General features: G+C 65.9%; 15 protein-coding genes. 7 read left to right on the plus strand and 8 right to left on the minus strand.

The window, feature by feature from the left end; translation table 11 throughout:
* Positions 1-256: 256 nt before the first annotated feature.
* Entirely contained in the window at positions 257-934 is a 678-nt protein-coding gene (locus AB4Y94_RS15310) for a DedA family protein (RefSeq protein WP_441728811.1), read from the plus strand.
* A 102-nt stretch (positions 935-1,036) separates the two neighbouring features.
* Positions 1,037-1,774, plus strand: coding sequence for a DedA family protein (locus AB4Y94_RS15315; RefSeq protein WP_441728888.1), 738 nt, complete (start codon positions 1,037-1,039; stop codon positions 1,772-1,774).
* A 43-nt stretch (positions 1,775-1,817) separates the two neighbouring features.
* On the opposite strand, the gene AB4Y94_RS15320 is transcribed toward AB4Y94_RS15315, so the two are convergent.
* The 4 genes from AB4Y94_RS15320 to murI form a co-directional block, all read right to left on the minus strand.
* On the minus strand, positions 1,818-2,726 hold the full coding sequence (locus AB4Y94_RS15320) for a cation diffusion facilitator family transporter (RefSeq protein ID WP_441728813.1): 909 nt from the start codon (positions 2,724-2,726) through the stop codon (positions 1,818-1,820).
* Between the two features lie 97 nt (positions 2,727-2,823).
* Complete coding sequence (gene rdgB / locus AB4Y94_RS15325; RefSeq protein ID WP_441728814.1) at positions 2,824-3,438, minus strand: RdgB/HAM1 family non-canonical purine NTP pyrophosphatase; 615 nt, start codon at positions 3,436-3,438, stop codon at positions 2,824-2,826.
* Positions 3,439-3,440: 2 nt separating this feature from the next.
* Positions 3,441-4,175, minus strand: a complete 735-nt coding sequence (rph, locus tag AB4Y94_RS15330; RefSeq protein ID WP_441728815.1) for a ribonuclease PH — start codon at positions 4,173-4,175, stop codon at positions 3,441-3,443.
* An 8-nt stretch (positions 4,176-4,183) separates the two neighbouring features.
* Positions 4,184-5,053, minus strand: a complete 870-nt coding sequence (murI, locus tag AB4Y94_RS15335) for a glutamate racemase (RefSeq protein WP_441728816.1) — start codon at positions 5,051-5,053, stop codon at positions 4,184-4,186.
* A gap of 39 nt (positions 5,054-5,092) precedes the next feature.
* On the opposite strand from murI, the gene AB4Y94_RS15340 reads away from it, so the two are divergent.
* The gene (locus AB4Y94_RS15340) at positions 5,093-6,415 is read left to right on the plus strand and encodes a nicotinate phosphoribosyltransferase (protein WP_441728817.1); all 1,323 of its coding nucleotides are present in this window, start codon (positions 5,093-5,095) and stop codon (positions 6,413-6,415) included.
* Between the two features lie 3 nt (positions 6,416-6,418).
* Here the strand turns inward: AB4Y94_RS15340 and AB4Y94_RS15345 are convergent, their stop codons facing one another.
* The 3 genes from AB4Y94_RS15345 to AB4Y94_RS15355 are packed head-to-tail and all read right to left on the minus strand — an operon-like array spanning position 6,419 to position 9,131.
* Positions 6,419-6,706, minus strand: coding sequence for a DUF3039 domain-containing protein (locus tag AB4Y94_RS15345; RefSeq protein ID WP_441728818.1), 288 nt, complete (start codon positions 6,704-6,706; stop codon positions 6,419-6,421).
* Positions 6,707-6,753: 47 nt separating this feature from the next.
* The gene (locus AB4Y94_RS15350; protein WP_441728819.1) at positions 6,754-8,328 is read right to left on the minus strand and encodes a hypothetical protein; all 1,575 of its coding nucleotides are present in this window, start codon (positions 8,326-8,328) and stop codon (positions 6,754-6,756) included.
* Complete coding sequence (locus AB4Y94_RS15355) at positions 8,304-9,131, minus strand: ABC transporter ATP-binding protein (RefSeq protein WP_441728889.1); 828 nt, start codon at positions 9,129-9,131, stop codon at positions 8,304-8,306. Before AB4Y94_RS15355 ends, AB4Y94_RS15350 begins: the two co-directional genes overlap by 25 nt.
* A gap of 1,409 nt (positions 9,132-10,540) precedes the next feature.
* Between AB4Y94_RS15355 and AB4Y94_RS15360 the strand changes: the two genes are divergently transcribed.
* The 4 genes from AB4Y94_RS15360 to AB4Y94_RS15375 all read left to right on the plus strand — a co-directional run bounded on the left by AB4Y94_RS15360 (position 10,541) and on the right by AB4Y94_RS15375 (position 13,880).
* A complete protein-coding gene (locus AB4Y94_RS15360; protein ID WP_441728820.1) occupies positions 10,541-11,233 on the plus strand; it encodes an NTP transferase domain-containing protein in 693 nt (230 codons plus the stop codon).
* Between the two features lie 75 nt (positions 11,234-11,308).
* Positions 11,309-12,091, plus strand: coding sequence for an ABC transporter permease (locus AB4Y94_RS15365; RefSeq protein ID WP_441728891.1), 783 nt, complete (start codon positions 11,309-11,311; stop codon positions 12,089-12,091).
* Positions 12,091-12,837, plus strand: a complete 747-nt coding sequence (locus AB4Y94_RS15370) for an ABC transporter ATP-binding protein (protein WP_441728821.1) — start codon at positions 12,091-12,093, stop codon at positions 12,835-12,837. The genes AB4Y94_RS15365 and AB4Y94_RS15370 overlap by 1 nt, the downstream gene beginning before the upstream one ends.
* A 122-nt stretch (positions 12,838-12,959) precedes the next feature.
* The gene (locus AB4Y94_RS15375) at positions 12,960-13,880 is read left to right on the plus strand and encodes a hypothetical protein (protein WP_441728822.1); all 921 of its coding nucleotides are present in this window, start codon (positions 12,960-12,962) and stop codon (positions 13,878-13,880) included.
* Here AB4Y94_RS15375 and AB4Y94_RS15380 read toward each other — a convergent pair.
* Positions 13,877-15,220, minus strand: a complete 1,344-nt coding sequence (locus AB4Y94_RS15380) for a CDP-glycerol glycerophosphotransferase family protein (protein WP_441728823.1) — start codon at positions 15,218-15,220, stop codon at positions 13,877-13,879. The genes AB4Y94_RS15375 and AB4Y94_RS15380 overlap by 4 nt on opposite strands.
* Between the last annotated feature and the right edge of the window lie 3 nt (positions 15,221-15,223).

The raw sequence follows: 15,223 nt of genomic DNA on the forward strand, positions 1-15,223 counted from the left end.
CCCCACCACCACCTCCTCCACAGCGAAGGCTGGGACATCAAAATCATCGACAACATCCCCTGGTTCATCCCCCCAGCCAGCATCGACATCACCAGAACCCCCCGCCGCGGCGGCCGCATCCAATAACCCACCACAACCCCACCGCAAGCCGCCCAGCACGTCGACCAGAGCCACATCCCGAGTGACAGCAACATCCCGAGTGACGCGCGCAGCCCGACAGGTTAGGCTTGCCTCACTCCTCTCGTGAATGGTGCCCATGCTTCGCCTGTCCGCCCTCAACGACCAGCTCGATGACACGCTCTCGAACGTGGGCGTCGTTCTGTTCTACCTGCTGATCTGGGGACTCGTTTTCGCCGGCACCGCGCTGCTGCTGGGCGTCTTCATCCCCTTCATCACCGGCGACTCCCTGCTCTTCGCCTCCGGCCTGGTCGCCGCCTCGTCGCAGAACCTCAACATCGTGGTGCTGGTCGTCGGGACAGGGGTCGCCGCGTTCCTCGGCGACCAAGTCGGCTTCCTGTTGGGCCGTCGCTACGGCCGCGGCTACCTCGACCGCCACGGTGGCCGGAGAACCCAGGCCGCCATCGCGAAAACGGAGTCGTTCTACCGCACATTCGGCTGGTGGTCAGTCGTGATCGCTCGGTTCATGCCGTGGGCCCGGGTGTTCGTTCCGGTCATCGCCGGTGTCGGTCGAATGAACTACTACCGCTTCCTCAGCAGCAACGTGGTCGGCGCCCTCGCCTGGGGCGTCGGAATCACCCTCACCGGCTACTACGCTGCCTCGATTCCAGGCGTCAAGAGCGCCGCCTACGTGATCGCAGGCTTCTTCATCGTCCTGTCGATCATCTTCGGCATCCGGGCGTGGCTACTCGACCGGCGCGAGTCACGTCGGTCGACACCGGATGCCGTTGCAGAACCGGCCGAATCGGGGGGTTAACCCCACGGGTATCTTTCGGATTCACCCAGTAACCTCATAGCTAGTGCTAGCGATCCCCACCGCGTGGCCGAATTGACCGCACCCGACTGGAGATTTTCAGTGATTCACACCTCCCTTATCCCGTGGCTCGACCCCGAGGTCCTCATCAACTCAGCCGGACCATGGGCGCTGGTGCTGGTGTGCGCAATCGTCTTCGCAGAGACGGGACTCCTCATCGGTTTCCTCCTTCCTGGCGACACCCTCTTGGTCATCACCGGCCTGGTCACGGGCACCCTGATCAACATCGACATCTGGTGGGTATGCCTGGCCATCGGCTTCGCGGCCTTCCTCGGCGGTGAAGTGGGTTATCTGATCGGGCACAAGCTCGGGCCGCGCGTGTTCGAGCGCAAGGAATCCGGGATTTTCAGCGTCGAGAACGTCCGCCGCACCAACGCCTTCTTCACCCGCTTCGGCGGCCTGGCCGTCATTATCGCCCGCTTCATTCCGATCGTCCGCACCTTCGCACCGGTTGCGGCCGGAGTCGGGCATATGGACTACCGCAAGTACTCGCTGTACAACCTCATCGGGGCGCTGATCTGGGGCGCTGGCCTGACCTATTTCGGCCACTTGCTGAACCTCATCCCGTCGGTCGCCGACTTCGTGAAGTCCTATATCGACCTGATCCTGATCGGTGCCGTCCTGGTCACCTTGATCCCCACGATCTTCCACTACGTGCAGTCGTCGATGAAGGCGAAGCGCGCGGCACGTGCCAGCTCGGTCGACACCGCGGGCCTGGTTCTCGATCCCGAAGCGTTCAAGGCGCACCGCGACGGGCGCCACGAGGCCAAGCCAGGACACTAGGACGGCACCGCGACGCGGGCAGTCCACAGGGACCCACCCGGTCCTACCGGTGCGACTGGTCCTCGTGGGCGGCATGCCCGGCCGGTTCAAGCTGGAACGTGGAGTGAGCCACGTCGAAGTGGTGGGACAGGCAATCCGAGAGCTCATCGAGCAGGCGACCAGCGCCACCGGAATTGAGCACTCCGGGTTCGACAACGACGTGGGCTGAGAAGACATGCGCTCCGGACGTGATGGCCCACACGTGCACGTCGTGAACTGCCACGACACCTGTAGTTCCGAGGATGTGGTCCCGGATCTGGGCGACGTCCGTGTCCACGGGCACCGACTCGCTCAAAACCCGCACCGCGTCGCGGAGCAGCATGAAGGCACGCGGCGCGATCATTGCCGCGATCAGGAGCGACGCAATGGCATCCGCCTGGGTGAAGCCCGTCGCCAGGACGAGCACGGCCGCCACAATGACCGCCACAGAGCCGAGCGCGTCACCGAGCACCTCGAGATAGGCGCCGCGCATATTGATGGAGGACCCGGCCGCCGGCCGCAAGAGCAGGAGTGCTGCGACGTTGGCGACCAGACCGATCACCGCGACCACCAGCATCGGTCCACCCTGCACCTCACCGGCCTGGCCGGTGAGCAGCCGCAAGGCCGCACCGATCACTACGGAAACGGCTACCGCCAACAGGATCAGACCGTTGATCAGCGCTCCGAACACCTCGGCCCGTTGGAAGCCGAAGGTCTGCCGGTCGGTGGCCGGCCGGGCGGCGACGACAGTCGCAGCCAGGGCGATGAGCAGCCCGGCCAGGTCTGAGAACATGTGGCCGGCATCGGCCAGCAGGGCCAGGGAGCCGGTCAGCCACGCACCGATCACCTCGACGACGAGCACGCACGCGACGATGCCGATCGCGACGGTCAGCCGCGTTCGATTCGCTTGCTGCGCAGCGTGATCATGCCCCATGAGTCAACGGTACGGCGGTCGTCGCAGGCCCGCTACCGGGCTCAGCTGATGGGAATGAATGCCATTCTCAGCAACGGCGCCGGTCCGACGATGTCCGTCAGCGAACCTCGCCCAGCGTCTCCGCGAGCACCGGAATCAACTGGTCGAAGGCACGCGCCCGATGACTCACCCCATTCTTCTCGTCGTCGGTGAGCGCAGCCGCCGACGTCTCGTGCCCGTCGGGCTGGAAGATCGGGTCATAGCCGAAACCACCGCCCCCCGCCGCCGCACGCAGCATGCGTCCCGGCCAGATGCCGGTGACATGCCGCTCCCGGCCATCTGGAAACGCAAGCGCGGCAACACACGTGAAGTGCGCCCGCCTGTCCTCATCGCGCACGTCGCTCAACTGCCAGAGCAGCAGCCGCAGGTTGTCACCCGGGTCCTTTGCCGGCCCCGCCCAGCGGGCTGAGAAGATGCCCGGCGAGCCACCGAGGATGTCGACGCAGATTCCCGAGTCATCGGCGATGGCTGGCAGTCCGGTGTGTGCGGCGGCGGCTCGCGCCTTGATCAGTGCGTTCTCCGCGAAGCTCACGCCGTCCTCGACGGGTTCGGGCCCGTCGTAGGCGATCACGTCGATACCGGGAAGCCGCGGCTCCAGGATCTGCCGCAACTCAAGCACCTTGTGCGGGTTGTGCGTGGCGAGCACCACCTGCCTGCGCGATTGGGCCGGCATCGCTAGTGGCCCAGGGCCGCGCGCTGGAACTCGGTGAGCGTCACGGCGCCGCCCAGGGCGAGGTCGAGGAGCGAGTCCAGTTCGCCCCGGTTGAACGGCGCCCCTTCCGCGGTTCCCTGCACTTCGACGAACGAGCCGCGGCCCGTGACCACGACGTTCATGTCGGTCTCGGCTCGCACGTCTTCGACGTATGCCAGATCGAGCATAGGTACCCCGCCGACGATTCCAACGGATACCGCGGCCACGCTGTCGATGAGGGGTTGCGCTTTCTGCCCGATGAATTTCTTGTCCTTGCCCCACGTCAGCGCATCGGCCAGCGCGACATAGGCGCCGGTGATCGCCGCGGTACGGGTCCCGCCATCAGCCTGCAGCACGTCGCAGTCGATCACGACGGTGTTCTCGCCGAGTGCCTTCATGTCGACGACCGCGCGGAGGCTCCGGCCGATCAGCCGGCTGATCTCGTGCGTACGCCCGCCGATGCGACCCTTCACCGATTCCCGGTCCATCCGCTCGTTCGTGGAGCGAGGCAGCATCGAGTACTCGGCCGTGACCCAGCCCTTGCCCTTGCCGGACATCCAGCGAGGAACACCGTTGGTGAACGAGGCGGTGCAGAGCACCTTGGTGCGGCCGAACGAGATGAGCGCAGACCCTTCGGCCTGCGCGCTCCAGCCGCGCTCGATGGTGATCGGACGGAGTTCGTCGTTGGTGCGGCCGTCTGAACGCAGAATGTCGGTCACTGGTACTCCTAGCGAGTGGTCGGAATGATGGGGCGGGTCGAAGGAAGACGGTGGGCGCCGAGCGCGGCGAGGCTGATCGATCCTGTTTCGACGAGGTCGACCCGATTCACCTCAGGGCCGATCAGGCGGTGGGCCAGCTGCAGGAACTCATCGGCACTGTCGCCGGTGGCCTCGTAGCGGTGAACGGGCGGGCTGGCGGACTGCCGAAGCAGGTTTTGGCTCACCAACACCCGGTAGACGTCATTGGCGGTTTCGGTGTCGCTGGAAACCAGTGTGACGGCATCCCCCATCACGTAGGAGATGACGCCTTTCAGGAAGGGGTAGTGGGTGCAGCCGAGCACCAGGGTGTCCACGCCAGCGTCGCGGAGCGGCGCCAAGTACTCCTCGGCGACTCTCAGCACCTCATCCCCGGTGGTCACACCGGCTTCGACGAACTCTACGAACCGCGGGCATGCGCGGGTGAACAACTGCAGGTTTGTCGCCGCGGCGAAGGCGTCTTCATAGGCCCGCGAGTTGATCGTGCCGACGGTGCCGATCACTCCGACCCGGTTGTTGCGCGTAGTTCCCACAGCCCGTCGAACGGCGGGCTGGATGACCTCGATCACCGGAACGCTGTAACGCTCGCGGGCGTCTCGGAGCATGGCGGCAGAGGCTGTGTTGCAGGCGATGACGAGCATCTTAACGCCCTGTGCGACCAGGTCGTCGAGCACGTCGAGGGCGTAGCCGCGCACGTCGGCGATCTTCTTCGGCCCGTACGGCGAGTGCGCCGTGTCGCCGATGTAGAGGATCGACTCCCCCGGCAGCTGGTCCCTGACCGCCCGGGCAACGGTGAGACCACCGACGCCGGAGTCGAAGATTCCAATCGGTGCATCCGTCACCCGAGCAAGCTTAGTCGCGCGGGCGGATAGGCTTTCCGCGTGACCGAATCCTCAGCATTCCGCACCGACCGCTACGAGCTCACCATGGTCGACGCCGCCATCCAAAGCGGCACCGCCGATCGCGAATGCATGTTCGAGGCATTTGCCCGCCGGCTTCCCGCCGGCCGCCGCTACGGCGTCCTCGCCGGGGCCGGCCGCCTGCTCGAACTCATCCGCCAGTTCCGGTTCACGGATGCCGAACTCACCTGGTTGAAGGACAACGCTGTTGTGCGACAACCCACGCTCGACTGGCTCGCCGACTATTCCTTCTCCGGGAATATCTGGGGGTATCGGGAGGGCGAGGTGTATTTCCCGGGTTCACCGTTGCTGGTGGTGGACGCGACCTTCGCCGAGGGAGTGGTACTGGAAACGCTGGTGCTCAGCGTGCTGAACTACGACACCTCGGTGGCCAGCGCGGCCGCCCGGATGGTGTCGGTCGGCCTCGGTCGCCCGATCGCGGAGATGGGCTCCCGCCGCACCAGTGAATACGCCGCCGTCGCCGCTGCCCGGGCAGCCTACATCGCCGGATTCGCCGCCACCAGCAACCTCGAAGCCGGACGTGCCTGGGGAATCCCCACCATGGGCACGGCGGCCCATTCGTTCACCCTCCTCCACGACAGTGAGGAAGACGCCTTCCGTGCCCAAATTGCCGCGTCCGGAGCGGATACCACGCTCCTCGTCGACACCTACGACATCGAGCGGGGCATCGAACTGGCCGTCGCGGTGGCCGGCCCCCAGCTCGGCGCCATCCGCATCGACTCCGGCGACCTGCCAACCGTCGTCGCCGCGGCACGGGCCCAACTCGACTCCCTCGGCGCGGTGAACACTCGCATCACCGTCACCAGCGACCTCGATGAATACTCGATCGCCGCCCTGTCCGGGTCACCGGTCGACTCGTTCGGGGTCGGCACATCGGTGGTCACCGGATCCGGTTCGCCGGCCGCCGGAATGGTCTACAAACTGGTCGCCCACCACGACAATGCCGGCGATTGGGTGTCCGTGGCTAAGACTTCGGCCTCGAAGGCCTCTGTCGGCGGCCGCAAGAACGCATTCCGGAGCCTCGACGCACACGGAATCGCGCGCCAGGAGGTCGTTGTCCTGGGCGACGGGCCAGGCGGTGAGCCGGAAACCGACGCTGAGGCGGTGAAGGAACGCCCCCTGTTAGTGCCGTTGATCACCAACGGCGTGATCGACGAACAGTACCTCGGCGCGGACGGAACGCGCCGCGCTCGCGAGCACCACGCATCCGTCATGGCGGAACTGCCGATCCAGGCCTTCCGTCTCGGTCGGGGTGACGCCGTCATCCCGACCGTGTTCCGCTAGGAGCTACTCGGCCTTCATCTTCTCGTAGATGGCCTTGCAGGTCGGGCAGACCGGGAACTTCTCCGGGTCGCGGCCCGGAAGCCACTTCTTGCCGCACAAAGCGCGGACCGGCTTACCGGTGATGGCGGACTCGAGGATCTTATCCTTCGGAACATAGTGGGAGAAGCGCTCGTGGTCGCCCGGTTCGATCTGCTCCTGGTTCAGGAGTTCCTCGAGTTCACGGTCGAGCGTTGAGGTACCGCCGCCCGGCTGGCCTGGGTCTGCGATGCTCGCACGGAAGTCGTCAGTCATACGTCCAGTCTAAATAGCTTCCGCCGCAAATGCGGAAGCTGCCGGAGTCAGGCGCGAAGTGCGGACGCGAGCATTTCGGGACCGCGCCGCTCGAACGTGCGCGAACCCAGCCAGATTCCGCCGATCACGGCGACCAACCCCACGCCGATCCCGGCGAACAGGGCAGGCATGTTCCACAGCGGGTCCACGAAGGTGCCCAGCAACGCGCAGGCGATCGCAGGCAGCGACAGGATGATCGACCCGGTGAAGCTGAGGGACTGGATCAGCGCCGACGCCGTATCCGACGCCTGCGGCTGCGCGAAGGGACTGTCCCCGGGCTTAGTGGCGGGGTACGGGAAACGCGCCGAGGTGTAGCTGGAGAAGCCGAGCCCGGAAAGCAGGATGCACGTGCTGACACCCAGCATTGCCGGCAATGCGGCCCAGTCGCCGTAGAAATAGATGCTGACGGCGGACCCCAGCCCGATGACGACGATCCCGGCGATCAAGGCCGGAACCAGCCGGCCGATGCGGTCTGCAACGCCGCGGGTGCCTGACACCACATGCAGCCAAATCGCCGTGTTGTCGTAGGCCACGTCGTTGTGCATCGTCCAGCCCAGGAACACGCACATCAGGGGCACCGGCAGTAACGCCAGATAGTTGAGGGGCACGCCGGCGACGGCGAGTGGAACGATGGCGATCACGGGGACGATCGGGATCATGATCAGCGAGACCCAGTACCGCGAATCGCGGCCCCAGTAGGTGATGCTGCGGGCGGCGATCGCGCCGATCGGCGTGCGCGGCATCCGGTCGAACCAACCGAGGCCGCCGTACTGCTTGAGATGCGCCTCCCGGCCGGGTGTCACGAGCATCTTCGCGACCAGTCCCCGCCAGGCGTACCAGAGCACCGCAACTGTCGCGATCGAGATCAACAGCTTCAGGAGGGCGGCGCCCCACTCGCCCGTTGCGGCATCGCCCGGTATCGCCCAGGCCGCACCGAGCGGTGTCCAGCTCAGGGTGCCGGCGAGCCCGGAGAGGAGGTCGAGCCCGTACCGGGCCCAGTCGACTGTGAGCAGCAGAACCACCACCGGCGAGATCATCACCAGCAGCAGGATGCCGATCAAGCCGGTGAACTCGCGGGACCGGCGGGTCGACAACAGGAAAGCGGCGATCGAGGTGGTCACCCGTGACGCCAGGGTGCACGTGGCCAAGAGGAGCGCCCCGGCCACGACCGCCAAAATTGTCACCGGAATCCCCCGCGACCAGGTGAACACCGTGCCGAGCAAGACCAGTGTGAGGGCAATCGCAGGAACGCCGATCAGCGCCGACACCGCGAGGCCGAGCGAGAGTTGCCGGGTCGGGATGCCGAGAACCGCGAACTTGCGCGGGTCCATGCTGTCGTCGACCCCGAAGACGAGCGGTACAAGCAGGAAGCCGAGGACAACGGCTGAACCGGCCACGACCATCCCGTTCCTGATCAGGGCGACGTCGTCGACGTAACGCAGGGCCACCAGGACGGCCACGAACCCCGACGCAATGGCGAGCCCGTACAGGAGACCGATCGAAATGCCGACAACCTGCCACGGGCTGCGCCGGAACAGGTTGATCAGAAGCCGGAGTTTCAGTCCGAGAAACTGTGCAACCATTCCATGCCTTCCGCCATCTTGCGTCCGCCGGCCAGTTCGACGAATCGTTCCTCGAGGGACTTCTCGCCGCGGACTTCGTCGACGGTGCCGGAGGCCAGTACGGCGCCCTGCACGATGATCGCGACGTGGTCGCAGACCCGCTGGATCATGTCCATCCCGTGGCTGGAGAGCAAAACCGTCCCGCCGCTCGCGACGTACTTCTGCAGGATCTCGGTCACGTTCACCGCCGACACCGGGTCGACTGACTCGAATGGCTCGTCGAGCACCAGGACGCGCGGGCTGTGGATCATTGCGCAGGCGAGGGCGATCTTCTTGGTCATCCCGGCCGAGTAGTCGGCGACCAGCCGGTTCAGCGCGTCTTCCAGCCCGAAGGCTGCGGCGAGGTCGGCTGAACGGATGCGCACCGTCTCGGCGTCCAGGCCGCGCAGGGTTCCGGAGTAGTAGAGCAGCTGCGCGCCCGTGAGCCGGTCGAAGAGGCGAAGACGATCAGGCAGCACCCCGATGATGCGTTTGGCATCGACCGGTTTGGCCCACACATCGATGCCGTGCACATGAACGGTGCCGGCATCCGGCCGCAGTAAGCCGGTGATCATCGACAGGGTCGTGGTCTTCCCGGCCCCGTTCGGTCCGACGATGCCGAAGAACGAACCGGCGCGCACCTCGAGGTCGATGCCCGACACTGCCACGTTCTGACCGAAGCGCTTGACGAGGTTCGACACCGAGAGCACGACGGGAGCCGTGGGATCCGGAGCCGCTGCGGTCTGCCGGGTTGCCCGCGGCGTACGTTTTCCCGCCGGCCTCAGCGAACGCGCCGGCGGCCTGGACTTCGCGAGCGGCTCCGGCGAGAGCACCGGGGCCGGTGATTCAGCGACGGTGGTCCCCGCCGACCCTGTCAATGCTGCGGCCGTCGCCACGGCACGGGACAGCGACCTGAGGTCTGCGGCGTGGCCTGTCGTCTCGTCGTCGCCGGAAGCGCGATCCGCTACCTTATCGGCGGAAGCCCGATCAGCGGCTGCCTCGTCGGCAGCGGCACGCTCGGCGGCAGCGGCGGCAGCAGCACTCTCCTCGGCGGCAGCATGCTCCTCCGCGGCACGCTCGGCGGCGGCACGCTTTGTGGCGGCAGCGCTCTCCTCGGCGGCACGCTTTGTGGCGGCAGCGCTCTCCTCGGCGGCACGCTCCTCGGCGGCACGCTGGGCCGCTTCCAGCTCCGCGGCGCGCTGCTCGGCGGCTACCTGTTCCGCGGCCCGCTGGGCAGCTTCCAGCTCGGCCACCTTCGCGGCACGGGTACGGGCAGCGGCCGCCTGTGCGGCGGTCGACCGGGCGGCACCGGTCTTGGCCGCGGCGGCGGTCTTGGCGGCCGCTGTCTTGGCAGCCGTGGACTTCGCGGCGGTCGATCGAGCGGCAGTTGACTTCGCGGCAGCCGGCCGCGCCGCTTTGGCAGGTGCGGGGTGCGCGGACTTCGCGCCCGATGACCTTGCAGTCGTTGCGTTCGCGATAGTTGAATTCGCGGTCGTTGAGTTCGCGGTAGCCGAGTCCGCGGTCGTTGATTGTGCGGGATCAGACGTGCCCGGCGAAGCCGCCGGCGGGCTCGTTGTCGGTGCAGTACTCGCCGCAGCGGTCGGCGAAGATTTCACGTCACCCGGTGTTGCGACTACGCCAGCTGGTGCGACGGCATCCGCCTGACCGGAGGCGGCAGCCGCGGTTCCGGCAGGCTTTCGAGCGGCAGGTTTGCGGGGTGCGGGCTTCTTCGTGCTGCGCGCTGCGGCGCTCTGGGCGGCCGAGCCGGCGGGTTTGCGTGTCGGCGTCTTGCGGGCCGGCTTGGGCGTCGCTTCGCCGGCGGCGGCATCCGTTGACTGCCCGCTGGCACCCTGGCCCTCGTTTGCGGGCGGAACAGCCGTATCGCGGGCAGCGATGACAGGCTTTTCTGGCTCGGAGTCGGGGGGCACGGAAGTCACTCCGCTAACCTACCAAGGACCGTCCGACATCGCTGGTTCGAGCCGTCCTGCATTGGCACATCCTGTGAATCAGCCCAACAACGGGTCACGAAATGGACACGCTGTCTACCCGCCCTTTCCCCAAATCGGGGGCCACGGTATGGTGAGAGTGGCATAACGGTGTGTCTAAACGTGAACTTATGGGTGAACCGAACGCAAACTTTCAGATTAGAAAGTAGCCGTCGTGACGTACCCAGACCTTTATTGAGGAGATAATCGTGACCACCCAGGTAGTCATTCTTGCCGCTGGCATGGGGAGCCGGCTTGGCCGCTCGCTGCCGAAGCCGCTGACCGAGTTGAACGATGGCCGAACCATAATGGGACAGCAATTCGACAACATCGAGCACGCGTTCGGGAAGAACGCGAAGGTGACAATCGTAGTCGGTTACAAGCTCGAGCACATCATCGAAGCATTCCCGCAGGCTTCGTTCGTCTACAACGAACAGTACGACCAGACGAACACTTCCAAGAGCCTGATGCGCGCGCTGCAGGCATCCGCTCCCGGCGGAGTGCTGTGGATGAACGGTGACGTGGTCTTCGACCCGACCGTGCTCGACCGCGCCGCCGCGATGATCGCCCGCGACCAGTCGTTCGTGACCGTCAACACGTCCAAGGTGTCCGACGAAGAGGTCAAGTACACGACCAGCGCCGAGGGCTACATCAAGGAACTCTCCAAGACCGTCAAGGGCGGGCTGGGCGAGGCCGTCGGCATCAACTACATTTCGAGTGCCGACAAAGCGGTACTGCTCCACCACCTCACCAAGGTCGGCGACCAGGACTACTTCGAGCGCGGCATCGAGCTGGCAATCGAGAAGAACCGCCTCCTGGTCGAACCGGTCGACATCTCCGACCTGTACGCGGTGGAGGTCGACTTCGCTGAGGACCTGGTGCGCGCGAACCTCTACGTGTGAGGCGGCTCGCGCTGACCCGGTCAGGGTCGCGCGGAGCGCTCACCTACGATAGTGCTTGTGAGTAGTTACGCCGAAGTGCGCCCTGGACAGCGCACCCCATTCGCGCGTTACCGTCATTCCCTATGGCTGCTCACCCAACGTGACCTACGGGTGCGTTACTCCACGTCGCTGCTCGGCTACTTCTGGTCGATCCTCGACCCGCTGGTGATGGCGGGCATCTACTGGTTCGTCTTCACCCAGGTCTTCCAGCGCACCGTCGGCGACGTGCCGTACATCGTCTTCCTCCTTTCGGCGCTCCTGCCGTGGATGTGGTTCAACGGCGCGATCTCCGACAGCACACGCGCGTTCCTTCGCGAGGCCAAGCTGATGCGGTCCACCCGGATTCCGCGCACGATCTGGGTCAACCGACTCGTGCTCTCCAAGGGGATCGAGTTCCTGGCGTCACTACCGGTCCTGGTATTGTTCGCGGTCATCTTCGGCGCCCAGGTCACACCGAATGTCGTCTTCTTCCCCCTGGCGATCCTGATCCAGGCGGTGCTCACCGCGGGAATCGGCCTGATCGTGGCACCGCTTGTCGTCTTCTTCCGAGACCTCGAGCGCGCGGCCAAGCTGGTTCTGCGCTTCCTCTTCTACGCCTCCCCCATCATCTACGGCACAACCGACCTTCCGGCCCAGCTTCACTTCTGGGCCGCGTTCAACCCGCTGAGCGGAATATTCAGCCTGTATCGCTCGGCGTTCTTCCCCGAGCAACTCGACTGGTTCGTCGTCGGGGTGGGCGCTGCGATCTCGGTGGCGTTCCTGGCACTCGGCATCCTCGTCTTCTCCCGCACCGAGCACGCCGTGCTGAAGGAGATCTAGTGGCGCACCCGGTCATCACGCTGACGGATGTCGGCATCCGCTTTCGCAGGAACCGGCGCGGCAGGCGCACCTTCAAAGACCTGTTCGCGGGCAACAAACGGCGAAGCCGACCGGGCGAGTTCTGGGCGTTGCGGAACGTCTCCTTCACGGTGCAACGCGGCGAAGCGATCGGCGTGGTCGGACGGAATGGCCAAGGCAAGTCGACGCTGCTGAAACTCGTGACCGGAGTCGTGCTCCCCGACGAGGGCCGCGTGCAGGTGCTCGAGGGCGTGGCGCCCCTGATCGAGATCACGGGAGGCTTCGTCGACGACCTCAGCGTGCGCGACAACGTATTCCTGACGGCCGGGCTGCACGGGATGACCAAGAAGCAGATTGAATCCCGGTTCGACGACATCATCGACTTCGCGGAGATCGGCGACTTCATCGACACCCCGTACAAACACCTCTCCAGCGGGATGAAGGTGCGCATCGCGTTCGCCGTGATCTCCCGGCTGGAAGAGCCGATCATCCTGGTCGACGAGGTGTTGGCCGTCGGCGATAAGGCATTCCGGGAGAAGTGTTACCAACGCATCGAGGAGTTGCTCGCCGGCGGCCGCACGTTGTTCTTCGTCTCACACAATGAGCGCGACCTCCGCCGCTTCTGCGCGCGGGGCCTGTACCTGGACAAGGGCGCGCTGGTGCTCGACGGTCCGATAACGGATGTCCTTGCCCAGTACAACGCCGACTATGGGGTCAAGTCGGCCTGAGCGATGTCGCGCGGGCTTCTCAGCTCGACGTCGACGGGGCGCGTTCCGCCTGCTCCTGGCGAAAGTCGAGGGTGGCGTCGGGGTCGCGCCACGGGTTGGACAACTCACCGTAAACTCGAGCCATGGCCAGGAAAACCAAGCCGATCATTTCGACCACCGGCGGCACGCCGCAAAGCGGCGCGCTTCCCTCCGGCGTCGTCAAGGGATTCGACCGCGTGATGGCGATCCAGCGGCCAGCGGTCCTCGCGCATATTCGGAGCATCCGTCAGCGCCACCCCGAGGCGAGCCCGGCAGAGCTGATTCGCATCCTCGAGCGCCGCTATCTCGCGATGGTGACCACGGGCGGCGCCGCGGTCGGGGCCACCGCCGTCATCCCCGGCGTCGGAACAGGCATCACGCTGGCCCTCTCCGGAATCGAGACAGCTGGTTTCCTTGAGGCGACGGCCCTGTACGCCCAATCGGTGAGCGAGGTCCACGGCATCGCGATCGAGGATCCTGACCGTGCTCGCGCTCTGGTGATGACCATGATGCTGGGTCGTGAAGGATCGGACCTGGTCCGTCAATTGGCCAACCAGTTCTCCGGCGAAGGGGTCGCCCGCACCGCATATTGGGGTGAACTGGTCACGAACAACATTCCCCGTGCGATCATGGGCCCCTTGACCGACCGCTTGAAGGGCCTCTTCATCAGGCAGTTCGCCACCAAGGGCGGTGCGAGCATCATCGGTAAGGCGGTCCCGTTCGGCATCGGAGCGGTCATCGGCGGCGCAGGCAACCGCATCCTGGGCAACAAGGTCGTGCATTCATCGCGCCTGGCCTTCGGGCAGGCGCCCGCGTCCTACCGGTCGGGGCTCGACCCGCGCGTGCACGATTACACTGTGCGCGAAGCGACGGGACGCCGCGTCAGCGGCATGGTCTACAGCGCCAGGAAGGCTCTTCCCCGGGCTGTTCCCCCGGCGCTCCGACGCGGTGGCCGTCGGAAGCCTCCCGAGGAACAACCGTCGATCGAAGCACTGCACGACTCGACGGGCGAGCCGGAGCGCTAGCCTTCGCGTTCGCCCTCGGTGCCGCCCATGACTTCGGTGGCGATTTCTTCGGCGATTTCACCGGATGCCAGGGGCGTGAGGCCGTCGAAGCCGGCCTCCTCGACGTCCTCGTCGTCAGCGTGAAGCGCAGCGTGGATGTCCCATTCGTCCATCAGGTGCGCAACGGCGGCGTGAAACCGGGCGGTGGCCGCCCCGGGGGTGGTGTCGCCGAAGTACCGCTCCACCCAGGACCGCAGTCTCGTCTCGGCCTCGTCGTCGTGCGTGAGCTCGTCGAGGGCGTCCACAATGTCGCCCGATCGGCCGGCGTCCAACCACTCACAGTCGAAGAGGTATCCACCGGTATCGATTTCGGCGGCCGGGTTGAGGGGACGGGTCACCATCAGTGGCTTGCCCGTCGCCAGCCGGTCGTAGACCATGGCCGAAATGTCGACGATGGCCACGTCGGCCACGGCGAGCTGCCAGCCCAGTTCTGACCCGGCGTCGTACACGTGGTGGGCGGCAGGGTCGCGACCGTTGGCGCCGTTGATCATGGCGATGATCTGCTTGTTGGCTGCGCCGTACGAATGGTCGACCACACCGCTTCGGGGGTGCGGCCGGTAAATCACCCGGTGCCGTCCGGTCGCGAGCAGCGAGGTCACCAGGGCGACCCCGTGCGTCGCCACGGATCCGTAGGCAGCCGCCGAACGATCGCCCTCCCAGGTGGGGGCGTAGAGCACGACCTGGCGGCCGTCGGGCGTGAAGGGCAGGTCGCCCGAGTAGTAGTCAGCCTGTGGGCGGCCGATCGTGATGGCGCGCTTGCCGAAGTCGTAGTCCCAGAGCACCTTGTTCAGCCTGACCAGGGCTGCGTCACCCGCGACGAACGAATAGTCGTACGCCTTGAACTGGTTCGTCGTCATGTACATCTTGTCGCTTTCACCGTGGTTGATGAAAACGTGCCAGCGCCGCCCGTAGCGCATCATTTGGAAGTTCTTGGCGTTCTGGTTGACGTAGAAGACGATTCGGATGTCCTGGTCGGCGATGACCTGCTCGAGCTCGGTCACCTTCCGCACGTGGGCCACCGGGAGGGGGGACTCGTCGATCAGGCCGAGTGACCCGCCACCGGTACGGCTGAGCACCAGGACCGGCCAGGTCTCGGCGAGCTTCGCCAGCGGCTTGTACCACTGCCGCATCTGGTAGAGGTTCACGGCGCCGTCCGCGTAGTACACCGCGATCTTGAAGTGGTGCTTCGGCAGCGGCGGTCGGGACGCCAGGCGTCCGCTCAGCGCGCGCCTGGCCTTACGGGACGCCGCGACGTCTTTGACGAACTTGAGCCCCAGCCTGGCGTCGTTACGAATTCCCACTGA

Source organism: Glaciibacter sp. 2TAF33, from assembly GCF_052114945.1.
Classification (GTDB): Bacteria; Actinomycetota; Actinomycetes; order Actinomycetales; family Microbacteriaceae; genus Cryobacterium.